The organism is Salipiger sp. PrR003 (genome assembly GCF_010500785.1).
In the GTDB taxonomy this organism is placed as follows: domain Bacteria; phylum Pseudomonadota; class Alphaproteobacteria; order Rhodobacterales; family Rhodobacteraceae; genus Salipiger; species Salipiger pacificus_A.
This window is the reverse complement of record NZ_JAAGOV010000120.1, coordinates 81,445-105,419: the sequence shown is the minus strand read 5'-3', so window position 1 is coordinate 105,419 and position 23,975 is coordinate 81,445. Positions and strand designations below refer to the sequence as shown.

Sequence of the window (23,975 nt, the reverse complement as noted above, 5' to 3'; positions counted from 1 at the left end):
ATCGAATAAACGGGGCCGCGATCGGTGGCGCGGTCAGCGTTGCACCGCCGCCTCGGGGCTGAGCCGGGTGATGCGCGCCCGCACCGCCTGCAGCATGGCCGCGCCATCGCGCCCGGCCAGCGTGCCGTCCTTCGGCGCGTAGAGCGCCATGAGCACCAGGCGGCCGTTCAGCCGGAACGCCCCGCGCCAATGGCGCGGATCACCCTCGGGCAGCACCCGGTTGCCGCCCGCCGCCAGATGCACCAGCGACAGCCCGTCGACCACGCCGCCCCCGGCGATCACCCGCTGCCCCGCCTCCGCGGCCATGGTTTCGGGCGAGGGAAGCGCCGCCGCGCCCTCCACCGGGCCGACCGTCACCGTCAGCATCATCGGGTCGACGAAGCCACCGCTCTCGCCGCCGCTGAGGATCTGGCAGGAGGCCAGCACCGCGAAGCCCCGCCCGGCGCGGCGTTCGAGCGTCACCGGATCGATGCAATAGCCACCGGGACCGCCGACGACCACCGCGCCCTCCTCGAGCGCGGCCTGCTGCAGTGGGGGACGGCCCGTCGTGGCCTCGCAGGAGGCCAGGGCGACAAGCGCCAGGAGCGCGATGCCGCGCAGGGTGCGGCCTTTTCCGAGGATCGTCATCATGCGAATGGGTTAGCGAAGCCCCCGATATCGCACAAGCAACAAAGCTGAAGGCGCCCCGTGATGGTCACGGAGCCGCGCATTGACAGCCGGGCGCAAGCGCCTGACCATCGGCGCAAAAGGATCCCCCATGCGCCCCGAGAGAGCCGATCCCCCCGTCCTTCCGCAGCGCCCTCGCGCGCGCGGCCCGCGATGAGATATGCCCCCTTCGCCATGCTGACCGGACCTGCCCGGCGGCCGCAGCTCTGGCGGCTGGCGGTTGGCATTGGATTGGTGCTGGCAGTAACCTTCTTGATCGGGCAACTGCTCTTCGGCCTGGTGCTGATGCTGGCACCGCAGGGCAGCAGCGCCGCGCTGGCCGAGGCGATCCACCGCGCCGACGCGCCGCTCGGGATGCTGATCCTCCTGGTCTCCATGGGCGCACTGGGGATCGGTGCCGCGACCGCGGCGCGCGTCGTGCACGATCGAGACCCGCGGACCCTTTTCGGCCCCCTGCCGCTGGCGCTCTCGCAGTTCCGGCGCACCGCGGGAGCGGCTGGCCTTGCTGCCCTGCTCGGCGGGGCGCTGATGGTCTGGGCCACCGACGGCGCGCCGCAGGCCGGACTCACCCCGCTGCGCTGGCTCGCGCTGCTGCCGCTCACCCTGCCCGCGATCCTGATCCAGACCACCAGCGAGGAACTCCTGTTCCGCGGCTACCTGCAAAGCCAGCTTGCCGCGCGGTTGCCGCAGGCCTGGTTCTGGCTGACCGTGCCATCGGTGCTCTTTGCCCTGGGGCATTACGCCCCCGGCACCTATGGAAGCGCCGCAACCAGCGTGGCGATCTGGGCCTTTCTCTTCGGCCTCGCGGCGGCCGATCTGACCGCCCGATCGGGCACGCTCGGCCCCGCCATCGCGCTGCATTTCGTGAACAATATCGTGGCGCTGGCGCTCATCGCGCCGCAGGGAGACATGTCTGGGCTGGCGCTGATGGTCTGGCCCTTTGGACCGTCGGACACCGAGGCACTGCTGCGCATGCTGCCGATGGATCTGGTGACGCTGCTGATCAGCTGGCTCGCGGCGCGCCTCGCCTTGCGGCGCTGAGGATGCTCCGGCCCGACGTCCTGAGTGGCACCGCCGCGCAGGCCGCGATTGCATTTCCCCTGCCTCTTGCTTAAGTCAGCGCCAACACAAAATCGCTGAACGCCGCACGGAACGCTCGGAACACAAGGGCAGCACCGCATGAACTGGATTACCAACTACGTCCGTCCCCGGATCAACTCGATCTTCTCGCGCCGCGAGGTGCCAGAGAACCTGTGGACCAAATGCGACTCCTGCGGGACGATGCTCTTCCACCGCGAAGTTGCGGACAACCTCGGGGTCTGCACCAGCTGCGCCCACCACATGAACATCACGCCGCGCGCCCGGTTCACCGCGCTTTTCGACGGCGGTGTGTTCAACGAGATCGCCGTGCCCGAGCCGATCAGCGACCCGCTGCAGTTCCGCGACCAGAAGAAATACCCCGACCGGATGAAGGCGGCGCAGAAATCCACCGGCGAGCGCGAGGCCATGCTGGTCGCCGCCGGCGAGATCAACCGCACCCCCGTGGTCGCCTGTGCGCAGGACTTCTCGTTCATGGCGGGTTCCATGGGCATGTATGTCGGCAACGCCATCGTCGCCGCCGCCGAAGAGGCGGTGAAGCTGAAGCGCCCGCTGATCCTCTTCTCCGCCGCCGGGGGCGCGCGCATGCAGGAAGGGATCCTGTCGCTGATGCAGATGCCGCGCACCACGGTCGCGGTGCAGATGCTGCGCGAGGCGGGTCTGCCCTACATCGTCGTTCTGACGCACCCGACCACCGGCGGGGTCACGGCCTCCTATGCGATGCTGGGCGACGTTCAGATCGCCGAGCCGGGCGCGCTGATCTGCTTCGCCGGTCCGCGCGTCATCGAGCAGACCATCCGCGAAAAGCTGCCCGAGGGCTTCCAGCGCGCCGAGTACCTGCTCGAACACGGTATGCTCGACCGGGTGACCGACCGCCGCGAACTGAAGGGCGAGTTGACCACCATCCTGCGCATGCTGCTGGGGATGCCGCCCGCAGTGGCCGGTGACCTGCCTGCGCCGGATGCCGAGGCCGAGCCGGCCGATGCCGTCGCCGAAGCCCAGCCCGCGAAGAAGACATCCGCCAAGTGACCAGCGTGACCAGCGCGCCCCGCACCGCCGGATCGGACGTCATCCTCGAGAGGATGATGTCCTTGCATCCCAAGATCATCGACCTGACCCTTGACCGGGTCTGGCGGCTGCTGGAGGCGCTGGATCATCCCGAACGCGCCCTGCCGCCGGTGATCCATCTTGCCGGAACCAATGGCAAGGGCTCGACCCAGGCGATGATCCGCGCCGGTCTCGAGGCGGACGGCAAGCGCGTCCACGCCTATATCTCCCCCCATCTCGTCCGGTTCCACGAACGCATCCGCCTTGCCGGAGAGCTGATCTCGGAAGACGCGCTGAGCGCCGTGCTCGACGAGTGCTGGGAGAAGAACGGCGGCGCGCAGATCACCTATTTCGAGATCACCACCTGCGCCGCGCTGCTGGCCTACGCCCGCACGCCCGCCGACTACACGCTTCTGGAGACCGGCCTCGGCGGCCGGCTCGACGCGACCAACGTGGTCGAGCAGCCCGCGCTGACCATCCTCACGCCGATCTCGATGGACCACCAGCAGTACCTTGGCGAGACCCTGGCCGAGATCGCCGGCGAGAAGGCCGGCATCCTGAAGCGCGGAGTGCCCTGCGTGGTCGGCCCGCAGCCCGACGCGGCGATGGCGGTGATCGAGGCCCGCGCCGCCCAGCTCGGCGTTCCGCTCCTGGCCCATGGCCAGCAGTGGCACGTCTGGGAAGAGCGCGGCCGCATGGTCTATCAGGACGAGACCGGTCTGCTTGATCTGCCGCTGCCGAACCTGCCGGGCAAGCACCAGCTTTACAACGCCGGTGCGGCGCTGGCCGCGCTGCGCCATCTCGGCATGGACGAGCCCGCCTGCGAAGCGGCGGTGACCGCCGCCGACTGGCCCGCCCGCATGCAGCGCCTGACCCGCGGCCCGCTGATCTCGGCGGCACCACTCGCCGAGCTCTGGCTCGATGGCGGCCACAACCCCGCGGCCGGCGAGGCGCTGGCCGAGCACATTGGCCGCATGCAGCGCCGTCCGACGCATCTGATCTGCGGCATGCTGAACACGAAGGACGTCGGCGGCTACCTGCGTCCGCTCGCCGCCGTCGCCGACAGCCTGACCTCGGTCTCGATCCCCGACGCCCCGGCGACTCTGGAGGCCGAGGAGACCGCACGCATCGCCCGCGCCTCCGGCCTTCGCGCCCATGCCGCCTCCGACGTCGCCGGCGCACTGGCCGCGATCACCGCCGAGGAGCCCCGCGCCCGGGTGCTGATCTGCGGCTCGCTCTACCTTGCGGGCACGGTCCTGCGCGAAAACGGCTGACTTTCAGGCCGCCCCAAGGGCACCAAGGCTGGTGGCAGAAAAAAAGCGGACTCTTAGGGTTCGTTTAACCAACTATATCTTGACGGATCACGCGAACGTCACCTAGGCTTTGAGGTGTAAGGTTTTGCTTCTCTGCAATCTGCGCGGCGAAGCACATCGGGGACAGACAGAGCTACGGGGCGGTGCCAGTCAAGACGGCACCCGAGGGACAGACGGGCCGCACGCAATTCTTGTGTGGCCTCCGCTGCCGAACTCTCTGCGATGCCCACGGCCCATAGGGGTCGAAGTGAATTTCTATCGCAGGCAGAAGACTTTAAACAAAAATCGAGCAGTTTGAAGGGTCCCTCGGGACCCTTCCTTTTTGCGCTCGCGGCACGACATGGTGCCGCCCGGGCCGCGCTCCGGCCCGGTCTTCAGATCGGCTTGCCCCACTCCGCGTCCTGCATTTCGCGCAGGCGGCTGGCGGTACGCTCGAACTCAAAGGCCCCCGCGCCCTCGATATAGAGGCTCTCGGGCTCGTCCACCGCGCTGGCGATCAGCTTCACCTTCGCTTCGTAGAGCGCATCCACGAGCGTCACGAAGCGCTTTGCCTCGTTGAAATTGCCCCGGCCCAACCGCGGAATATTCTCGATCACCAGCACGCGCACCGCGTCGGCCAGCGCGAGGTAATCCGCCGGCCCCAGCGGCTGACCGCAGAGGTCGTAGAAGGAGGCGCGCGCCACGCCGTTCCAATAGCGCGGCAGTTCGACCTTGCGAGTCTTGATGTGCAGCGTCAGCACTTCCTCGTGGCCGTGGGTGAGCTCCTGCCAGATGTGGTCGATCTGCGCCCGCGTCTCGGGGGTGACCGGACAGAAGTAGACCTGTGCCCCCTTGAGACGGTCCTGCCGGTGGTCCTTTTCCGAGACCAGCTCGCGCACCTCGAGCCGCTCCTTGATCAGCTTGATGAAGGGCAGGAAGAGTTGGCGATTGAGCCCGTCCTTGTAGAGATCATCCGGCACCCGGTTCGAGGTTGTGACCACCACGGTGCCCGCCTCGAACAGCTGCTCGAAGAGCCGCCCCACGAGCATGGCATCGGCGATGTCGGTGATCTGCATCTCATCGAAGGCGAGCACCTTCACCGCGTCCGAGACCTTCTTGGCCATCGGCACCACCGGGTCCGACACGCCCTCGCCACGCAGCCGGTGCAGTTCCGACTGCATCTCCTGCATGAAGGCATGGAAGTGCACCCGGCGCACCGGCACGTGCAGGCTCTCGACGAACATGTCCATCAGCATGGACTTGCCCCGCCCCACACCGCCCCAGATGTAGAGCCCCTTGGGCGGCTCGGGGGCCTTGCGGAAGAAGCCCTTCTTCGCCGGCTTGGCAAGCTCGGCACGGATGCGCTCGAAATGCGGCAGCGCCTCTTCCTGCGCGGGATCGCGCAGCAACAGGCCCTCGGCCACCTTCTCGTCGTAAAGGTCCATCAGCGTGGTCATATATGCGCCATAGCGCGACGCGCGGAGATTGTGTAGGGCCTGCCGAAGGGTGCTTCCGCCGCACCGCCGCAATCATTCCGATCCGTGATGCCTTGCATCAACATCCGGCAATTGACGCGGCGTTCAGATGCCGTAAAGCTGCCGCGTCGCAGCAGGAGCCCGCAATGAGCCGCACCCCTCTTTTCACGCCCGTCCTCGTGGTGGGCTGCCTGATCATCCTGATCTCCTTCGCGATCCGCGCCAGCTTCGGCGTGTTCCAAATCCCGATCGCGACCGAGTTCAACTGGCCGCGCGCCGAGTTCAGCCTCGCCATCGCCATCCAGAACCTCGCCTGGGGGATCGGGCAGCCGATCTTCGGCGCGATGGCCGAGAAGATCGGCGATCGAAAGGCGATCATCCTCGGCGCGGTCATCTACGCCGCGGGCCTGGTGCTCTCGAGCTTTGCCGTCAGCCCGCTGCAGCACCAAATGTACGAGGTTCTCGTGGGCTTCGGCGTCGCGGGCACCGGCTTTGGCGTGATCCTCGCCGTGGTGGGACGGGCATCGTCGGACGAGAACCGCTCGATGAGCCTGGCCATCGCCACTGCCGCGGGCAGCGCCGGGCAGATCTTCGGCGCGCCGCTGGCCGAGTGGATGCTGGGCATGATGCCCTGGCAGCAGGTCTTCCTGGTGTTCACCGTGGCGATCCTTGCGGTGCTGCTCTTCCTGCCGCTGATGCGCGCCCCCGCCGCCAGCAAGGCGGAACTCGAAGAGAGCATGGGCACCATCCTCGGCCGGGCCTTTCGCGATCCGTCCTTCGCGCTGATCTTTCTCGGCTTCTTCTCCTGCGGCTACCAGCTGGCCTTTGTCACCGCGCATTTCCCGGCCTTCGTGACCGAACTCTGCAGCCCGATTGCCGCCGGCAGCGTGCTGCACAACCTCGGCGTGACCACCACCTCGGCACTCGGCGCAGTGTCCATCGCGGTCATCGGTGTCGCGAACGTCGGCGGCACGTTGCTGGCCGGCTGGGCCGGCAAGCGCTGGCCGCGCAAGTACCTGCTGGCCATGATCTATCTTCTCCGGACCATCGCCGCGGGCCTGTTCATCATGCTGCCGATCACCCCGGTCAGCGTGCTCGTCTTCTCGGTGGTCATGGGCTCGCTCTGGCTTGCCACCGTGCCGCTGACCTCGGGGCTCGTCGCGCATCTCTACGGGCTGCGCTACATGGGCACGCTCTATGGGATCGTCTTCTTCAGCCACCAGCTCGGCGGCTTCCTCGGCGTCTGGCTCGGCGGGCGGATGTACGACATCTACGGCGACTACACGCTGGTGTGGTGGATCGGCGTCGGCGTCGGCGCGCTGAGCGCCATCGTGCACCTGCCGGTGCGCGAGACGCCCCGCCTGGCAGCCACCCAGCCGGTCTAAGACCGGCCGGGCGCCCGCCCTCAGGCGAAGCTGCGCAAGCCTTCGTCCGAGCAGATCATCCGCGCCACCTCGGTGGCATGGGTGTGCGGGATGCCGTGCCAGGCGTCCTCGATCAGGCGCTGCTCGGCATCGGGATTCCAGGAAGAGAGCTGCTCCATGGTGCCGGCGCGGACCATCCGGTCCTGCCCGCCCCAGATCGCCAATACGGGGAGGCCGAGCCGGGCAATGCGCCGGTGCTCCGCGTCCTGAGGCACCTGCAGGCACCCTCGCAGGCTCGAGAGCACCGAGCGCACGTAGCCGCGCCGCTCCAGTTCCGCGAGGTGCAGACGGTCGATCTCGGGCACCTCGGAGCGCGAGTCCGAGCTTTCGAAGACGTTCTGGCGGTGCGCCTTGGGAAAGACCATGTGGAACAGCCAGTCCCCCACGCCCCTGTGCTGCGCCGTCCAGTCGACGATCGGCGAGAGTTCCGACTCGATCCCCGCCGGCGCCAGAAGCACCAGCCGCGAGACCCGGTCCGGCATGTCGGCGGCGAAATGCACCGCCACAGTGGCCCCCATGGAGTACCCCAGAAGCGCGACCGGCCCCCGCAGCTTCAGCGCGCCAAGCAGCTCATCCAGCTGGCGCGCGAAGAAGCCCGGGGTCTGCAGCGCTTTCGGCCGGTCGGAATAGCCGCGCCCGTAAAGATCGTAGATCAGCACCCTCTTGCCCCTTGCCCCAAGATGCCCGGCCAGCGCCTTGAACACGACCGAGGGCGCAGTGAGCCCATGGATGCAGACCACCAACTCGCCCTCCTCCGGGCCGAGCAGGGTGTAATGGGTTTCGCCATGCGAGAGCCGGACAAACTGTCCGGGGGCCTCTAGACGGCGGATGTCGTCGAGCTTCCGGCGGCGGAATTCCCCAATCCCCGGAAGCGCTGCGAGCAGCGGAAGCGCCACCCCGATGGCGCCCAGCAGGTAGCTCATGCGGCGTCGCACTCCGGCAGCAGCCCATGCGCGATCAGGCTGCGTTCCCAGCCCTCCGGCCCTTCGAACAGATGTACCTGCCAGCCGCGCGCGGCGGCGGCGGCGATATTGTCTTCGCGGTCATCGGTGAACAGCAGCCGCTCCGGCGCCACCCCGCTCTCGGCCTCGAGCCGCACGTAGATCTCGGCATCGGGCTTGATCACCCCCATGTGGCCCGAGATGAACCGGCGGTCGAATTCCTTGAGGAACGGATAGCTCTTCTCGGCGGCCGCGAAGGTGCCGATCCCGAAGTTGCTCAATGCGAAGACCGGCACGCCGCGCGCCCGCAGCGATCGCAAGAGCGCCACCGACTTCGGAATTTCCGGGCTTGCGAGCTCGATCCAATGATCGTGCCAATGTCGGATGGCGTCCCGCCAATGCGGGTAGCGCTCGGCCAAGGCGTAGACTTCGTCGTGAAAGTCCTCTCCCTGATCGACGCGTTCGTTCATCCCGTGAAGATCGACCTCGGCAAAGAGCGCTTGGCGGCTTCTCTCTCCCAGAAGGCGATCAAAGTATCGCTCGGGCTGCCACTCGATGAGCACGTTCCCGATGTCGAAGACAACTGCTTCGATGGTCATTTCCTAGTCCCCTGCAGCGCGCACCTCGCGCTCTAGAGCATTTAGGAAACGGGAGCGGTCATTCTTTGTAAAGCTTCGGCCTTTCCCGCTCTGGTAGAAAGGATCCGAAGCGCGGATATCTTGCATCAGGTCGCGCATCGCCAATTGCGCGCCGATGTTTCCGGGGGTGAAGATCTCGCCGTCCGGGCGCAGCACCCGCGCGCCGCCCTCGATGCAGCGCGCCGCGAGCGGGATGTCACTGGTCACCACCACGTCGCCCTTGCCCGCCCGCTCGGCGATCCACATGTCCGCTTCGTCGGGCCCGGCGGCGACGGTCACCACCTCGACCAGCGGATTGCGCGAGGGGCGCAACCCGCCGTTCGACACCAGCACCATCCGCAGGCGGTGGCGGCTCGCCACGCGCTCCGCCTCCTCCTTGACCGGGCAGGCGTCGGCGTCGATGTAGAGCGTCACGCGTAAAGCGCCTCGGCGTGGAAGGCGATATGCTCTTCCATGAAGGTCGAGACGAAGAAGTAGCTGTGGTCGTAGCCCGGCTGGGTGCGGAAGCTGCCCGCCTGCCGCTTCGCCGCCATCGCCTCGGCCAGCGCCTCGGGCTTCAGGAGGTGCAGGAACTGGTCGTTGCCGCCCTGGTCGATCAGCACCGGGCCGTCGAAGCCCTTCTCGCGCATCAGCAGCGTGGAGTCATGTGCCGCCCACTTGGTTTCATCCGCGCCGAGGTAGGCGCCGAGCTGCTTGCGGCCCCAGTCGCTCTGCGTCGGGTTGGTGATGGGCGCGAAGGCCGAGACCGAACGGAAGCGGCCCGGCAGCGACATCGCCAGCGTGAGCGCGCCATGGCCGCCCATCGAGTGGCCGGTGATCGCTTGGCGCTCCATGTCGAGCGAGAACTCCTGCCCGATCAGCGCGGGCAGTTCCTCGGCCACATAGTCCCACATGCGGAAATGCGGGGCCCAGGGCTCTTCGGTCGCGTTGACGTAGAAGCCCGCGCCCTTGCCGAGGTCATAGGCCTCGTCATCCGCCACGCCCTCGCCGCGCGGGGAGGTGTCGGGGAAGACCAGCGCCACGCCCGCCTCGGCGGCCCACGCCTGCGCCCCGGCCTTGGTCATGGCGTTTTCATGAGTGCATGTGAGCCCCGAGAGGTACCACAGCACCGGCACCTCCATATCCTTGGCCAGCTCGGGCAGGAACAGCCCGAAGGTCATGTCGCAGCCACAGGCCTCGGAGGCGTGGCTGTAGACGCCCTGCACGCCGCCGAAGCAGCGGTTTTCGGATTTGATTTCCATGGGGCACTCCTGTTTGCGCCGGTTCCGGTTCGGCCAAGGGCTACCCCGCCGAGGTGGCGCCGCGCAAGGGAAAGACGGGGCCGACGCTCAGGGCTGGACCCAGGCGATCACCGCGCTGACAGTGACGATGCTCACGACTGTCGAGATCAGGATCGCGGCCGAGACCCGCTGCGGCGCGATGCCGTAATGCTGCGCCAAGATGAAGACGTTGCCCGCCACCGGCAGCGCCGCGGCCGAGACCATCACCGCCGCCTGGTAGCTGGTCACGGGGAAGACGAAGAAGGCGCCGAGGGCGACAAAGGCCGGATGCAGCACCAGCTTGCAGAAACTCAGCCAGCCCGCCACCGCCAGCCGCTCGGCGCTCTTCGAGGCCAGCGAGGCGCCGATGGCGAAAAGCGCGCCGGGCGTCGCCGCATTGCCCAGGATCGACAGGAACTCGGCGACCGGCGCGGGCAGCCCGATCCCCGAGCCCGAGACGCAAAGCCCCGCCGCGATCGAGACGATCATCGGGTTCTGCACCAGCCCGAGCCCGACGCGCTTCAGCGTGGCAGGCGTGAGGCGCCCTTCACGGGCACCGGTCACGAGGATGACCAGCAGCGTCGAGAAGACGATGAGATCGATCGACAGCATCAGGATGATCGGCCCCACCGCCGCCTGCCCCAGCAGCACGGCCAGCATCGGCACGCCGAGAAAGCCGGTGTTGCCGATGGCCGCGCATTGCGCCTCGATGGCGGTGGTCTGCACATCCTGCCGCCGGATGAGGCCTACCACGGTCGCCACGGCGTAGGCCGCCGCCGTGCCGAAGAGATAGGCCGAGGCCACGCGCGGGTCGAAGATCTCGGAGATCGACAGCGTGGCGGAAAAGCGGAAGAGCATCGCCGAGAGGGCGAAGTAGAAGACGAAGCGGGTGATCGCCGCCACCGACTGCTCGGAAAAGAACCTGATCCGCGCGGCCCCGTAGCCGAGGCCGATCAGCGCGAAGAAGGGCAGAACCTTGAGGAAGACGGCGAGCATGAACCGGGGTCAGAGGGCCTCGGAGGCGCTCAGACCTTGTCCTCGAAATCCTTGTGCACGTAGCGCGCGTCGCAATAGGGGCATTCGACGACGCCGGTCTCATGCGGCAGGGAAAGCCAGACGCGCGGGTGGCCAAGTGCCCCCTCACCGCCGTCACAGGCGATGCGGTAGCTGTCGACGATTTTGGTCTCGGGCGCCTCGGTGGCCATGCTCCGGTTCCCTTTTCACTGGCTTTGCACTACCTGCGTTATGAGACAAGTAAGGCACGGGAGCAAGGCTCGGCATGAGTGATGACGCGATCCGCATCGAGGGGCTGCGCAAGACCTACGCAGGCGGCAAGCAGGCGCTGAAGGGTATCGACCTAACTGTGCCCCGGGGCTCGATCTTCGGGCTGCTCGGGCCCAACGGCGCGGGCAAGTCGACGCTGATCAACATTCTCGCCGGGCTGGTGGTGAAGAGCGCCGGCAAGGTGTCGATCTGGGGCTGGGACCAGGACCGCAACCCGCGCCAGTCCCGGGCCTCGATCGGGGTCATGCCGCAGGAGCTGAACCTCGATCCCTTCTTCTCGCCGCGCGGCGCGCTCGAGGTGCAGGCCGGGCTCTACGGTGTGCCCAAGCGCGACCGCCGCACCGACGAGATCCTCGAACTGGTCGGGCTCGAGGACAAGGCCGAGGCCTATGCCCGTACCCTTTCGGGCGGCATGCGCCGCCGGCTGCTGCTGGGCAAGGCGTTGGTGCATCACCCGCATATCCTCGTACTCGACGAGCCCACCGCGGGGGTCGACATCGAGCTGCGGCAGATGCTCTGGCGCAACGTGCGGAGGCTCAACCGCGAACGCGGCATGACCATCATCCTCACCACCCACTACCTCGAAGAGGCCGAAGAGATGTGCGACGAGATCGCGATCATCAACCACGGCGAGGTGGCGGCGCGCGACAGCACGGCGAACCTGCTTGGCAATATCGACGCCAAGACCATGGTGATCACCCCCGAGAGCATGCCCGAGGAACTGCCCGAGGCCCCCGGCATCAAGGCCGAGCGCCGCGAGGGCGGGCTGATCGCGCTGAGCTACCACGCCCGCGAGACCTCGGCCGAGGACGTGCTGGAGCTGATGCGCGAACGCGGCATCCGCCTGCGCGACGTGCGCACCGAGCAGGCCGACCTCGAGGATGTTTTCCTCGATCTGACCCGCAGCCGGCCCGCCGTGTGACCAGAAAAAGGGCGCCGCCGGACCCCGGCGCCGCCCTCTCTGCAAAGCTCCGGCAAGAGCGCCGCGCCCTTGCCGTCTTCTCTTTAAAAACATGCCGACAGAGCCCGCGCGGCGGCGCTATGGCTCAGGCGCGCTCGAGCATCCTTCCCAGCGGCCGACCGGCAAGGATATGCACGTGCAGATGCGGCACCTCCTGCACGCCTTCCTCGCCGGCGTTGGAGATCAGCCGGAAGCCGTTCGCCGCCACGCCTTCCATCTCGCAGACCTTGCCGATGGCGCGGGTGTAGTCGAGGATCTCGGCGTCCGAAGCGGTCTGCGCGAAATGGTCGTAGCAGACGTAGGCGCCCTTGGGGATCACCAGCACGTGCACTGGCGCCTGCGGGCGGATGTCGCGGAAGGCAAGGCTGTGCTCGGTCTCGAGCACGGTGTCGTTGGGGATCTCGCCCCGCAGGATTTTCGCGAAAATGTTCTGGTCGTCGTAGCTGTAGGCCATGGGAACCCTCAATCGGAATAGAGTTGGTCGTCGGAAACGATCTCCCGCGCACGCTCGGCGGGGATCGAAAGGAACTGCGCAAGCGCCTGCACCTGCGCCTCGAACGGGTCAAGCTCTCGCAGGTGGAAGTGGTCTGGCAGCTGCGCGTCCCGCAGCGCGTCGCTCTCGTGCAAAATATCGTTGCGGATCGTCGGCACGAGCCGCGCCAAGGCGGACTCGGAGGTGCGCTCGCCTGCCAGTCCGATCCGGGTGGCGTGACCGGCGAGGAATGCGTCCGAGAAGGCGCAGTCGATCTGCAGCAGGCGGGTGCTGGCGCGGTCGCGGCAGAAATCCTCGATCAAGTCGAGGTTGCCGGGATCGAGGCAGATCACCAGCCGGTCGCAACCGTAGTAGTCGTAGAGCATGCGCATCAGGGCGCGGCGGTGGCGGTGGCGCTTGTCCATGGTGGACTGGATGCCGCCGAGGTCGGGCAGCACGCAGCTCTCCTCGTTGAACAGGTAGTCGATGCAGGGCAGCCCGGTCGCCTCGCGGATGCGCCCGATCAGCCGCTTGGCCACGTGCCATTTCTTGCTGACCACGATCAGAAGCTCGCGCTCGCGCCCGAGCGAGCTTTCGGTCTCCCAGAAACGCGGCGCGAAGCGGCGGCCATCCCGGCCCTTCTCGGTCAGAAAGCGATAGAGCGCGCGCCCCTCTCCCGAGATCTGGAACGTCACCCGCTCCGAGGAATAGAGCACCGCGAGCCGCCGCTTCAGGTCGAGCGCGCCGGGGCTTATCTTGCGGGCAAAAAGGTAATCCTGCGCCAGCAACAGGTCATAGTGGTCATTGTAGAAGGTGACCGGCATCCCGTAGTCCGAGAACATCAGGAAGGTCAGCGTGCGGTTTTCGATCTCGGACTCGGGCACGAGGTGGCGCACCAGCGTCTGGAAGAAGGTCTCGTCAGGAATCCAGGTGCCGCGGAAGAAGCGCACCACATCGGGCCGGCCTGCGATGAACTGCAGGATCGCCTCGAGCGTGCGCCGCCGCAGGCACCACCATTGCGAGCCGATCATCACGTCAAGATCAGCGGGTATCTTCCGCTTCAGTCCCAGCCGCTTCTGCACCTCGAACATGGCGTAGAAGCGCCGCTTCTGGGTGCGTTCGTTGAACAGGTGGCGGTAGATCAGCCGCTCTTCCTTCCAGCCGGTCTTGATCCAGCCGGAGGTGAAGAAATCGACGCTCTCAATGTAGTCTGCCTCGCGCGTGTCGAGCATCTCGTCGGCGTATTCGGCCGACTTGATCGCCATGCAGTCGCCCGAGAGCATGTAAAAATGCGTCGCGCGCGGAAACTGGTCGAGCGCCGCCGCCACCGCGTTCAGCGTCGCCTGCACCAGCGACCAGGCGCCCCAGCCGCATTTCACCCGCCGCGCAAAAGTCACGTTGGGGTTGCCCTCAAGCGCGGTGCGGATGCGGTCGTACTCGGCCTGAGGCGCGCTGGCATCAAAGTGGATGGCCATGCAGTCGCCGACGGCGGTCAGGCTCTGCGCCTGCTTGATGATCGCCTCGGGATCCTTGTGGCACAGCAATATGAAGGCAATCTTCGCCACAGGATGAGGTCCGCCCAATTTTCGCCCGCTTCTTCACCTTTACCCGGGCGAAGACATTGTACAGGCCGATGTCTTTTGCTTTTTTGCATGCAGAGGGAGCCCGCGACAAGCCGGGCAGTACGAGGAGCGGGCGGCATGGGATTTCCGGGCACATGGATGACCGAAAGCGAAAGCATGGTCTACCGGGTGGTGCCGAAATGCGCCTGCTCGACCATCGGCCAGATCATGTACTACGCCGACCACGGCAGCTTCTACGACGGCGACATCCATGACGCGACGCAAGGCCTGCACAAGTGGGCCCGCGAGGAAAGCCAGAACCCGATCCGCGCGAACGTGAAGACCCGTGGCACCTATGCCTTCACCGCCGTGCGCAACCCCTACAGCCGCATCCTGTCGAGCTTCTTCGACAAGATCTGCGGCATCCAGCGCAACGGCAACCGCTACCGCGGCAACCTCGTGCCGATGCTGGTGCAAAAATACGGGATCGAGGTCGGCGGGCCGGACGGCAAGGAGGAGTTCGACCAGATCCGTTCCTTCCGCCGCTTCTTGCTGTTTGCCCGCGACACCATCCGCTGGCGCCGCCCGATGGACCCCGACATCCACTGGTCGGCGGTCTCGGGCCATGTCTCGACCTTCATCGCGGGCGGAGGGCGGTATGACAGCATCTTCTGGACCGAGAAATTCGACGAAGGCATGCAGAGCGTGCTGGACAAGGTGCAGACCCGGCACCCCGTAGACCTGAAGGCCATCCCCCGCTTCAATGAATCCGAGGCCCACGGGCCGAAGCGTGCGCACCCGGTCGAGGACTATTTCGACGATCTGTCGATGCATCTGGTTTACGAGATCTACAAGCGCGACTTCGATCTCTTCCGCTACGATGTCGAGAACCCGGGAAACAAGATGCCGATCGGCGAGATCGACCTCGACGAGGTGCACGCCAAGCTCGGCGACTGAGCGTCAGGCCCCCTCTGGCGCCAGTCCCAGATATCCGAAGACCGCCGGGCGCAGTCGGGCTTCGATGGCGGCGAGGTCGCACTCGCCATCCGCCAGCGCCGCGTGCACCATGCCCCGGCAGAGCGCCGAGAGATCGCGCGCCGCTGTCTCGGGCTGCGCGATGCCGAAGCTCTCGAGCAGTTCCACAATCTGCCTGTCCACCAGTCCGCCGCCGGCGCAGATGTCCTCTTCGTCGACGTCGAGCATGTCCTCGAGCTTCTCCAGCTCGCGCGACAGCTCCGGCGCACGCGCATGGTGCTGGATCGAGGCTTGCAGCACCGTCTCGGTGGCGCGACGCAGATCCATCGCCTTCGCGGCTTGGACAGCGCCAAACATGTCCTCGAAGAACTGCATCTTCTGGCGCCGCACCAGCTCGGCCAGGATCGTCTCCTTGTTCGGAAAATACTGGTAGAGTGTGCCAATGCTCACCCCAGCCCGCTCGGCCACGCCATTCGTGGTGAGCGCCGCGATTCCCCTGACTTCGAGAATCTGAGCCGCGGCCGTGAGCATCGCCTCGACCGAGGCGCGCGAACGGCCTTGGCGCGGTGTTTTCCGGGGGGTTAGCGCGACGATTCTTGCCATGGGGGAATGCGAGTAGGAAACCTGAGGGAATACTCACATTCTAGCGGGGACCTGGGAGAGCAGACAAGGACTTCGTCATGACCGGATATTGGACTGGCCGAAAGGTGCTGCTGACCGGCGCGACGCGCGGCATCGGGCGCGCCATGGCCGAGCAACTCGTGGCCGAGGGCGCGACCGTGCTTGGCGTCGCCCGCAACGTCGCCGCCCTGGACGGGATGACCCGGCGGCTCGGATCGCGATTCGACGGGCTCGAGGCCGACCTCGGCGATCCCGAAATTCCGCGCGGCGTGGTCAATTGGGTGGCCGACGTGCACCCAGACTGCTCGGTGCTGATCAACAATGCGGCAGTGATGAGCTACCCGCTGCTCGCCGATGGCGGGAACCACGACGCCGGGATCGAGGAGGAAGTGCGGATCAACCTGATCGCCCCCATGCAGATCGCCACGGCGCTTCTTCCCAGGCTCGCCGCACGGTCCGGGGCGCGGATCGTCAATGTCACATCGGGGCTGGCGGTCGCGCCCAAGACCGATGCGCCGATCTACTGCGCCACCAAGGCCGGGATGCGCAGCTTCACCCGCAGCCTGCGCTACCAAGCCGAGGACGCCGAACTGCGGATCGGCATCTGCGAGGCGCTGCTGCCGGCGGTGAACACGTCGCTCTCGCGCGGCCGGGCCGAGCGCAAGATGGCAGCCCCCGAGGCCGCCGCGGCCATCCTCGCCGGCGCCGAGGCCGGAAGGCCGGAAATCTGGATCGGCAAGACCCGGCTGCTGCGCAAGGTCATGCGGCTGTCGCCCGCGCTCGGCCACCTCATCATGCGCCGGATCGAGGCCTAAAGCTCAGGCCTCAAGCTCCTCCGAGGGGATCATCGGGAAAAACTGTCCCGACGACCACAGCCCGAACCAGCGGGCCCCGTCATGCTCGTGATGCACGCCCAGTTCGACCAACCGGTAGAAGCTCTTGCGGTCGATCAGCGCCTCGAGATTGCGCCGCACAAGGACGTAGGGCGCAGGCTCGCCGGTCTCGGCATCGCGCACCACGCGGATCGGGTGGTCCGGTCCCGCGACGGCGAAATCGCCGACATGGGTCTGGAAGGTCAGCACCTGCGACTCGCCCGCCCCTTCCGCTTCGAAGTCGATGGCGACGAAGGGCGCGTCCTCGACGGTGATTCCGACCATCTCGACCGGCGTCACGAGGAAGTATTTCTCGCCGTCTTTTCTCAAGATCGACGAGAACAGTTTCACCAGCTCGAACCTGCCGATGGGAGTCCCGAGGTAGAACCACGTGCCGTCGCGGGCGATCCGCATGTCCAGATCGCCGCAGAAGGGCGGTTTCCAGCGCTCGACCGGCGGCAGGCCCCGCCCCGAAGCGGCGCGTGCTGCAGCAGCTATGCCATCAGCCGAGGGTGTCACGTAATTTTGTGTGCGCATTGCTTTTGCCATTTTTCCCCCCCGCGATACACTCGCTTCGGTAAAGGATTTACGCAAGGGAGTCTCCCCCATGTCCGAAGACCTGGTCGCCGAGATCGAGGCGCTGGAAGAAAAGCTCGCCGAAGCCAAGTCGGCGATCACCCGGCGCTTCATCGGGCAGGAACGGGTCGTCGACCTGACCCTAGCCGCCCTGCTCTGCGGGGGCCATGCGCTGCTCATCGGTCTGCCCGGTCTCGGCAAGACCCGGCTGGTCGAGACGCTGTCGACGGTCATGGGCCTGAACGGCAACCGCGTGCAGTTCACCCCCGACCTGATGCCCGCCGACATCCTCGGCTCCGAGGTGCTGGAAACCGCCACCGACGGCAGCCGCGCCTTCAAGTTCCTGCCCGGCCCGATCTTCTGCCAGCTCTTGATGGCCGACGAGATCAACCGCGCCTCGCCCCGCACCCAGTCGGCACTTCTGCAGGCGATGCAGGAGAAATCGGTGACCATTGGCGGCGAGACCCGCACGCTCGAGCTGCCGTTCCACGTGCTGGCCACGCAGAACCCGATCGAGCAGGAGGGCACCTACCCGCTGCCCGAGGCGCAGCTCGACCGCTTCCTCGTGCAGATCGATGTCGCCTACCCCGATCGCAAGACGGAAAAGGACATCCTGCTGGCCACCACAGGCACCGAGGAGGCACAGGCGCATCAGGTCTTCGATCCTGCCACGCTGATGGCCGCGCAGCACCTGCTGCGCCGCATGCCCGTGGGCGACGCGGTGGTCGAGATGATCCTCGATCTGGTGCGCGCTTTCCGCCCTGCGGATCCCTCCTCTTCCGCGCGTGTGCGCGACACCGTCGCCTGGGGTCCCGGCCCGCGCGCCGCCCAGGCGCTGATGCTGACCGTGCGCGCCCGCGCCCTGCTGCAGGGCCGGCTCGCCCCCTCTCCCGAGGACGTGATGGACATGGCCCGCCCGGTGCTGGTGCACCGCATGGCGCTGACCTTCTCGGCCCGCGCCCGCGGTGAGGATCTGGGCAGCATCATCGACGAGGTCTGCGGCGCGCTCGAACCCTCCGAGGCGGCCGCTTGATCAGCCCTGTCGCCCAGCTCCGCAAGAGCGCGCAGGAAGAAGCCACCCGTTTTCCGGCCCTGCTGGCCCGCGCCGAACAGCTTGCGGGCACCGTCCTCTTGGGCGAGCACGGGCGGCGACGCTCGGGGCTCGGCGACGACTTCTGGCAATACCGCCCGCTGCGCCCGGGCGACACCTACCGCTCGATCGACTGGCGGCGCTCCGGCCGCGGCGACGACCAATACGTGCGCGAGCGTGAATGGCAGATTGCACAGAGCGTGCAGCTCTGGGTCGATAGCGGTGCCTCGATGCGCTTCTCCTCGCACAAGGACTTGCCGACCAAGGGCGACCGCGCGCGGCTGGTCGCGCTGGCCGCCTCGATCCTGCTGATCCGTGGCGGCGAGCGGGTGGGCTTCACCGGCTGGTCGCTGCCGCCGCGCAACGGCGACATTCAGATCTTGCGGCTCGCCGAAGCGCTGACCAAGGATGACGACGAGGACTACTCCGCGCCCGAGGCGCGCGGCATGATCCCCCACGCGCGGGCCATGTTCGTGTCGGATTTCCTCGGCGATATCGCCCCCATGGAAGCCGCGCTGACCAAGGCCGCCGACCGCGGCGTGCGCGGGGTTCTGCTCCAGGTTCTTGACCCTTCGGAAGAGAGTTTCCCCTTCAAGGGCCGCACGATTTTCGAGAGCGTCGGCAAGACCTTGGCGCATGAGACGCTGAAGGCGGGCGACCTGCGCGAACGCTATCTCGAACGCCTTGCCGAGCGAAAAGCGCGGCTTGGCCACCTCTCTCGGTTAACGGGTTGGCAATTTCTGTGCCATCATACCAATGACAGCGCGCAGAACGCCTTGCTCTGGGTCTACCGCGCGATGGACGGAGGGCACGGATGACGGTTCTCGGCCCCCTGGGCTTCACCGCCCCCTGGCTGCTGCTTGGATTGCTGGCGTTGCCGGTGCTCTGGGTGATCCTGCGCGCCGTGCCCCCGGCGCCGATCCGTCGGCTGTTTCCCGGCGTGGTGCTGCTGCTGGGCCTCAAGGACGACGACCAGGTCACCGACCGCACGCCCTGGTGGCTGCTGCTGTTGCGCCTGCTGGCGGTGGCCGCGGTCATCATCGGCCTTGCCGGTCCGATCCTCAATCCCGAAGACGAGGCAGAGGCCGCCGGCACAGGCCCGCTCTTGGTGGTGATGGATGCAAGCTGGTCCTCTGCCGCGGACTGGCGCGCGCGGCAGGTGGCGCTCGATGCGCTGCTCTCCCGTGCCGAGCGCGAGGCGCGCCCGGTCGCCGTGCTGCGGCTGACCGAACCCGAGGTACCCCAGTTCCAGCAGGCCGCCGTGCTGCGCGCCCGCCTCAGCGGGTTGCAACCTGAGCCCTGGGAGCCGGGCGAGGCCGATGTGACCCGCGCCCTGTCGATGTTGCCCGCAGGCGATTTTGACAGCTACTGGATGTCCGACGGGCTTGCCCGCGACAGCCGCGATCCGCTGCTCAACGCGCTCATGGATCACGGGCAGGTCACCGTCTTCGAAAGCCCGCGGAACCTCACCGCCCTGCTGCCGCCCGCCTTCGCGGACGGCCACGTGCAGTTGACCGCCCGTCGCCTGCATGCCGGGGCCGAACGCGAGATCTCGATCGCCGCGCACGGGCTCGATCCGGCGGGCAACCCCACCGTGCTGGTCCGCGCGCCGCTGACCTTTGCCGAGGGCGCGGCGGAGGGCGCGCTGGACCTCTCGCTGCCCGCCGAGCTGCGCGCCCGCATCACCCGTTTCGAGATCGACGGCGCCCGCAGCGCCGGGGCGGTCAGCCTGCCCGACGACAGCCTGCGCCGCCGCGAGGTCGCGTTGATCGCCGGGAACGAGAACCGGGAGGGACTCGAGCTGCTCTCGCCGCTCTACTACCTTCACAAGGCTTTGGAAGAGGATGTCGATCTTCTGGACGGCGCGCTGACCGAGGTGCTGCCCGCGAACCCCGATGTCATCGTGCTGGCCGATGTGGCGACACTCGGCCCCAAAGAGCAAGAGGGCGTGGCCGCCTGGCTCGAAAAGGGCGGCACGCTGCTGCGCTTCGCCGGGCCGCGGCTTGCCGCGTCCGATGTCTCGCGCGACCGCGAGGACCCGCTGATGCCGGTGCGCCTGCGTGCCGGTGGCCGCTCGGTCGGCGGCGCCATGAGTTGGGGCGAGCCGAAATCCCTTGCGCCCTTCCCCGCCGGCAGCCCCTTCGAAGGTCTGGCCGTCCCCGAGGACGTCACCGTGACCAGCCAGATCATGGCTCAGCCCGACCCCACGCTCGCCGACCGGGTCATCGCCCAACTCAGCGACGGCACGCCGCTGGTCACCCGCAAACGGGTTGGCCAGGGGCAGGTCGTGCTGTTCCACGTCACCGCCAACGCCGAATGGTCGAGCCTGCCGCTCTCGGGGCTCTTCGTGCAGATGCTTGAGCGGCTGGCAATCTCGGCCATGCCTGCCGCCCCCGAACCCGAGGAGCTTGCCGGCACCATCTGGCGACCGATCCGCGTGCTCGATGGCTTCGGCGCGGTGGTCGATGCCGGCACCCTGCCTGGCGTGCCCGGCGAGGCGTTGCTGACCGCCGATCTTGGCCCAGAGCTGCGGCCCGGCCTCTACCAGGGCGAGGAACGCAGTCTTGCGCGGAACGTGGTGACCGCGGACCGGGTGTTGCAGCCCGCCACATGGCCCGACACCGTTCCGGTCGAGGGTCTGACCCGCCCGCAGGAAACGCCGCTCGCCGGCTGGCTTCTGGCGCTCGCCATTGCGCTGCTTCTGGCAGATGTGATCGCCTCGCTGGCACTCTCGGGCCGGCTGCGCGGCGCACGCCCCAGCGCGGCCGCCGTGCTACTGGCCCTGGCGCTCGGCCCGCTCGCCGCCCCCGGTACGGCCCAGGCGCAGGGCGAATCCTCCACACCCCCGACCGAAACAGACGCCTTTGCCGAGGCCGCCACCGCCGAGGTCACCCTCGCGCATGTGGTCACCGGCGACGCGCAGCTCGACGATTTGGCCCAGAACGGCCTGCGCGGTCTGTCGGAAACACTCTATTATCGCACCTCTGTCGAACCCGCCGAGCCGATGGCGGTGAACCTCGAAAGCGACGAGCTGGCCTTTTTCCCCTTGCTCTACTGGCCGATCACCCCGTCGCAGCCGACCCCCTCACCCGCCGCCTATGCCAAGCTCAACGAGTACCTGCGCTCGGGCGGAATGATCCTCTTCGACACCCGCGATGCCGATGTGGCGGGGTTCGGCGCCGCCTCGCCCGAGGGCCGCAAGCTGCGCGAGCTGGCAGCCCCGCTCGACATCCCGCCGCTGGAGCCGCTGCCGCAGGACCACGTGCTCACCCGCACCTTCTACCTGCTGCAGGATTTCCCCGGACGATACACAAGCCGCGACGTCTGGGTCGAGGCTGCCCCGCCCGACGCCGAACTGGTCGAGGGCATGCCCTTCCGCAACCTCAACGACAATGTCACTCCGGTGGTGATCGGTGGCAATGACTGGGCCGGAGCCTGGGCGGTGGACAACCGCGGCAACCCGCAGGTGCGCATCGGCTCGGGCTTTGCCGGCGAGCGCCAGCGCGAGATCGCCTACCGCTTCGGGGTCAACCTGGTGATGCACGTGCTGACCGGCAACTACAAATCCGACCAGGTCCACGTGCCCGCGCTGCTCGACAGGCTCGGCCAATGACCGGCGGCACAAGACCCGGCACGACAACGACCGGCCCAAGCAACGGACTCCCCGAATGACCGGCGAAATCGTCTTTGACCCGCTCCTGCCCTGGCCCGTGATCTGGGCGCTAGGGGCCGTGGCCCTGGCCTCCGTGGCGCTGGCGCTCTGGCGCGGCATGCCCGGCTGGGCGCTGCGCTTCTTCGCCGGCTTCGTGCTGGTGGCAGCGCTGACCCAGCCCTCGTTCCAGGAAGAGGACCGCGCGCCGCTCTCCGACATCGTGCTGCTGCTCGAGGACCAGAGCGCCTCGCAGCGCCTCGGCGACCGGCTCGAGACCACCTCCGAGACCGCCGACGCGCTCGAGGCGCGGCTCGCGGCGCGGCCGAACACCGAGGTGCGCCGCATTACCGTACCCGACGGCGAGGGCGACAGCGGCACGTTGCTGATGACCGCCCTGTCCGGGGCCCTCGCCGAAGAGCCGCGCGGCCGCGTCGCCGGGATCTTCCTGCTGTCAGACGGGCGGCTGCACGACCTCGAACGCGCGCCATCGCTGCCCGCGCCCATGCACCTTCTGCTGACCGGGCATGACACCGACTGGGACCGGCGCCTCATCGTCAAGAATGCCCCGGCCTTTGCGATCCTCGGCGAGCCGGTGACCCTCACCCTGCGGATCGAGGATGATGGTGCCGCCCCGCAAGAGCGCGAGACCGAGCTGCGGATCTCGATCGATGGCGGCGAGCCTGACAGCTACCGCGTGCCGCTCGGCCAGGACATTGAGCTGCCGGTCACCCTGCCGCATGGCGGGCTCAACGTGATCCAGTTCACCACCCCCGAAGGCGAGGCCGAACTCACCGACCGCAACAACACCGCGCTGGTGCAGATCAACGGCGTGCGAGACCGGCTGCGCGTGCTGCTGGTCTCGGGCGAACCCCATGCCGGCAGCCGCACCTGGCGCAACCTGCTGAAGTCCGACAGCTCCGTCGATCTCGTTCACTTCACCATCCTGCGGCCGCCCGAAAAGCAGGACGGCGTGCCGGTCACCGAGCTCTCGCTCATCGCCTTTCCCACCCGCGAGCTCTTCCTCGAGAAGATCGAGGATTTCGATCTGATCATCTTCGACCGCTACAAACGGCGCGGCATCCTGCCAGCGATCTACCTCGAGAACGTGCGCAACTACGTCGAGAATGGGGGCGCCGTGCTGGTTGCCGCCGGTCCCGATTTCGCCAGCGCCGATTCCATCTATCGCTCACCCCTGTCCGAGATCCTGCCCGCCGAGCCCACCGCCCGGGTGATCGACCGCGGCTATCGGCCCACGGTCACCGACCTCGGACAGCGACACCCGGTCACCGCCGGTCTCACCGGAGAGGACAGCTGGGGCCGATGGATGCGCCAGGTCGAGGTGCAGCCAAACGACAGCGCCGAGGTCCTGATGACCGGCGCCGAGGACAAGCCGCTGCTGGTGCTCGACCGGATCGGCGAAGGGCGCGTGGCGCTCATCGCCTCGGATCAGGCCTGGCTCTGGTCGCGCGGCTTCGAAGGCGGCGGCCCGCAGCTCGACCTGCTGCGACGCTTGGCGCATTGGATGATGAAGGAACCCGAGCTCGAGGAAGAAGCGCTCTGGGCCGAGGCCACGGGCCAGCGCATGCGCATCATCCGCCGCACCCTGGAGGAGGGCGTGGGCGCGGTCACCGTGACCCGCCCCGATGGAACCGAAGACAGCGTCTCCTTGAAAGAGGTCTCGCCGGGCCGCTTCGAGGCGGAATACGACGGGCCCGAAATCGGTCTCTACCGGCTGAAGGAGGGTGACCAGGAATCGGTGATCGGCCTCGGCCCTGCCGCCCCGCGCGAGTTCGAGCAGACCATCGCCGATGGCGGGGCGCTGGAACCGGTCGTCGCCTCGCTGCGCGGCGGAGAGGCGCGGATCGAAGAGGGGCTGCCGACCATTCGCGCGGTCGGTGCCGGGCGCCCCGCCGCGGGCCGCGGCTGGCTCGGGATCACCCCGCGCGAGGCCTTCGAGACGATGGATGTCACCCGCATCCCTCTGTTGCCGCCTTGGCTGACCCTGCTGCTCGCGGCAGGCTTCATCGTCGGGGCGTGGCTGCGCGAGGGGCGTCGCTGAGCCGCGGCTGG

Annotated in this window: 23 protein-coding genes; 11 read left to right on the top strand and 12 right to left on the bottom strand. The window is 67.7% G+C overall.

The features are described from left to right. Window positions 1-33: 33 nt before the first annotated feature. Window positions 34-630 (bottom strand): dihydroxy-acid dehydratase, encoded by a 597-nt coding sequence (locus G0D83_RS31265; protein ID WP_235958234.1) that lies wholly within the window; start codon window positions 628-630, stop codon window positions 34-36. Window positions 631-819: 189 nt separating this feature from the next. Between G0D83_RS31265 and G0D83_RS31260 the strand changes: the two genes are divergently transcribed. The 3 genes from G0D83_RS31260 to G0D83_RS31250 all read left to right on the top strand — a co-directional run bounded on the left by G0D83_RS31260 (window position 820) and on the right by G0D83_RS31250 (window position 4,085). Further along, complete coding sequence (locus G0D83_RS31260) at window positions 820-1,707, top strand: CPBP family intramembrane glutamic endopeptidase (protein ID WP_164198601.1); 888 nt, start codon at window positions 820-822, stop codon at window positions 1,705-1,707. Window positions 1,708-1,845: 138 nt separating this feature from the next. Beyond that, window positions 1,846-2,793, top strand: coding sequence for an acetyl-CoA carboxylase, carboxyltransferase subunit beta (gene accD / locus G0D83_RS31255; RefSeq protein ID WP_164198600.1), 948 nt, complete (start codon window positions 1,846-1,848; stop codon window positions 2,791-2,793). Between the two features lie 53 nt (window positions 2,794-2,846). Beyond that, a complete protein-coding gene (locus G0D83_RS31250; RefSeq protein WP_164198692.1) occupies window positions 2,847-4,085 on the top strand; it encodes a folylpolyglutamate synthase/dihydrofolate synthase family protein in 1,239 nt (412 codons plus the stop codon). A gap of 413 nt (window positions 4,086-4,498) precedes the next feature. On the opposite strand, the gene zapE is transcribed toward G0D83_RS31250, so the two are convergent. Further along, a complete protein-coding gene (gene zapE / locus G0D83_RS31245) occupies window positions 4,499-5,560 on the bottom strand; it encodes a cell division protein ZapE (protein WP_108967383.1) in 1,062 nt (353 codons plus the stop codon). 164 nt (window positions 5,561-5,724) lie between these two features. Here zapE and G0D83_RS31240 point away from each other — a divergent pair, with 164 nt between their 5' ends. After that, window positions 5,725-6,963 (top strand): MFS transporter, encoded by a 1,239-nt coding sequence (locus G0D83_RS31240; RefSeq protein ID WP_108967384.1) that lies wholly within the window; start codon window positions 5,725-5,727, stop codon window positions 6,961-6,963. 20 nt (window positions 6,964-6,983) lie between these two features. On the opposite strand, the gene G0D83_RS31235 is transcribed toward G0D83_RS31240, so the two are convergent. The 6 genes from G0D83_RS31235 to G0D83_RS31210 form a co-directional block, all read right to left on the bottom strand. Next, complete coding sequence (locus G0D83_RS31235) at window positions 6,984-7,925, bottom strand: alpha/beta fold hydrolase (protein ID WP_164198599.1); 942 nt, start codon at window positions 7,923-7,925, stop codon at window positions 6,984-6,986. Next, window positions 7,922-8,542 carry an HAD family phosphatase gene (locus tag G0D83_RS31230; RefSeq protein WP_108967388.1) on the bottom strand — a complete coding sequence of 207 codons (621 nt, stop codon included), beginning with the start codon at window positions 8,540-8,542 and terminating at the stop codon, window positions 7,922-7,924. Before G0D83_RS31230 ends, G0D83_RS31235 begins: the two co-directional genes overlap by 4 nt. Window positions 8,543-8,545: 3 nt before the next feature. Beyond that, window positions 8,546-8,995: a YaiI/YqxD family protein gene (locus tag G0D83_RS31225; RefSeq protein ID WP_164198598.1), complete on the bottom strand. Its 450-nt coding sequence runs from the start codon at window positions 8,993-8,995 to the stop codon at window positions 8,546-8,548. Next, complete coding sequence (fghA, locus tag G0D83_RS31220; RefSeq protein ID WP_164198597.1) at window positions 8,992-9,822, bottom strand: S-formylglutathione hydrolase; 831 nt, start codon at window positions 9,820-9,822, stop codon at window positions 8,992-8,994. Before fghA ends, G0D83_RS31225 begins: the two co-directional genes overlap by 4 nt. Window positions 9,823-9,909: 87 nt before the next feature. After that, window positions 9,910-10,836, bottom strand: coding sequence for an AEC family transporter (locus tag G0D83_RS31215; RefSeq protein WP_164198596.1), 927 nt, complete (start codon window positions 10,834-10,836; stop codon window positions 9,910-9,912). Window positions 10,837-10,865: 29 nt separating this feature from the next. Beyond that, a complete protein-coding gene (locus tag G0D83_RS31210; RefSeq protein ID WP_108967395.1) occupies window positions 10,866-11,045 on the bottom strand; it encodes a zinc-finger domain-containing protein in 180 nt (59 codons plus the stop codon). A 74-nt stretch (window positions 11,046-11,119) separates the two neighbouring features. Between G0D83_RS31210 and G0D83_RS31205 the strand changes: the two genes are divergently transcribed. Then, window positions 11,120-12,046: an ABC transporter ATP-binding protein gene (locus tag G0D83_RS31205; protein ID WP_164198595.1), complete on the top strand. Its 927-nt coding sequence runs from the start codon at window positions 11,120-11,122 to the stop codon at window positions 12,044-12,046. A 124-nt stretch (window positions 12,047-12,170) separates the two neighbouring features. Here G0D83_RS31205 and G0D83_RS31200 read toward each other — a convergent pair whose 3' ends face one another. Next, a complete protein-coding gene (locus tag G0D83_RS31200) occupies window positions 12,171-12,539 on the bottom strand; it encodes a histidine triad nucleotide-binding protein (protein ID WP_108967399.1) in 369 nt (122 codons plus the stop codon). 8 nt (window positions 12,540-12,547) lie between these two features. Next, window positions 12,548-14,122: a DUF5928 domain-containing protein gene (locus tag G0D83_RS31195; RefSeq protein WP_164198594.1), complete on the bottom strand. Its 1,575-nt coding sequence runs from the start codon at window positions 14,120-14,122 to the stop codon at window positions 12,548-12,550. A gap of 135 nt (window positions 14,123-14,257) precedes the next feature. On the opposite strand from G0D83_RS31195, the gene G0D83_RS31190 reads away from it, so the two are divergent. After that, a complete protein-coding gene (locus G0D83_RS31190) occupies window positions 14,258-15,076 on the top strand; it encodes a sulfotransferase family protein (protein ID WP_164198593.1) in 819 nt (272 codons plus the stop codon). A gap of 3 nt (window positions 15,077-15,079) precedes the next feature. Here G0D83_RS31190 and G0D83_RS31185 read toward each other — a convergent pair whose 3' ends face one another. Further along, window positions 15,080-15,697, bottom strand: a complete 618-nt coding sequence (locus tag G0D83_RS31185; protein ID WP_164198592.1) for a TetR/AcrR family transcriptional regulator — start codon at window positions 15,695-15,697, stop codon at window positions 15,080-15,082. A gap of 77 nt (window positions 15,698-15,774) precedes the next feature. Between G0D83_RS31185 and G0D83_RS31180 the strand changes: the two genes are divergently transcribed. Beyond that, window positions 15,775-16,530 carry an SDR family oxidoreductase gene (locus G0D83_RS31180; RefSeq protein WP_164198591.1) on the top strand — a complete coding sequence of 252 codons (756 nt, stop codon included), beginning with the start codon at window positions 15,775-15,777 and terminating at the stop codon, window positions 16,528-16,530. 3 nt (window positions 16,531-16,533) lie between these two features. On the opposite strand, the gene G0D83_RS31175 is transcribed toward G0D83_RS31180, so the two are convergent. Beyond that, the gene (locus tag G0D83_RS31175) at window positions 16,534-17,136 is read right to left on the bottom strand and encodes a DUF1285 domain-containing protein (RefSeq protein WP_235958233.1); all 603 of its coding nucleotides are present in this window, start codon (window positions 17,134-17,136) and stop codon (window positions 16,534-16,536) included. 58 nt (window positions 17,137-17,194) lie between these two features. Here G0D83_RS31175 and G0D83_RS31170 point away from each other — a divergent pair, with 58 nt between their 5' ends. Genes G0D83_RS31170 through G0D83_RS31155 form a run of 4 tightly spaced genes read left to right on the top strand, consistent with a single transcriptional unit; the run spans window position 17,195 to window position 23,964 of the window. After that, window positions 17,195-18,196 (top strand): MoxR family ATPase, encoded by a 1,002-nt coding sequence (locus G0D83_RS31170; RefSeq protein WP_164198590.1) that lies wholly within the window; start codon window positions 17,195-17,197, stop codon window positions 18,194-18,196. Beyond that, window positions 18,193-19,071 carry a DUF58 domain-containing protein gene (locus tag G0D83_RS31165; RefSeq protein WP_164198589.1) on the top strand — a complete coding sequence of 293 codons (879 nt, stop codon included), beginning with the start codon at window positions 18,193-18,195 and terminating at the stop codon, window positions 19,069-19,071. Before G0D83_RS31170 ends, G0D83_RS31165 begins: the two co-directional genes overlap by 4 nt. Continuing rightward, on the top strand, window positions 19,068-21,866 hold the full coding sequence (locus G0D83_RS31160; protein WP_164198588.1) for a DUF4159 domain-containing protein: 2,799 nt from the start codon (window positions 19,068-19,070) through the stop codon (window positions 21,864-21,866). The genes G0D83_RS31165 and G0D83_RS31160 overlap by 4 nt, the downstream gene beginning before the upstream one ends. A 55-nt stretch (window positions 21,867-21,921) precedes the next feature. Further along, window positions 21,922-23,964: a glutamine amidotransferase gene (locus tag G0D83_RS31155; RefSeq protein ID WP_164198587.1), complete on the top strand. Its 2,043-nt coding sequence runs from the start codon at window positions 21,922-21,924 to the stop codon at window positions 23,962-23,964. The last annotated feature ends 11 nt before the right edge of the window (window positions 23,965-23,975 follow it).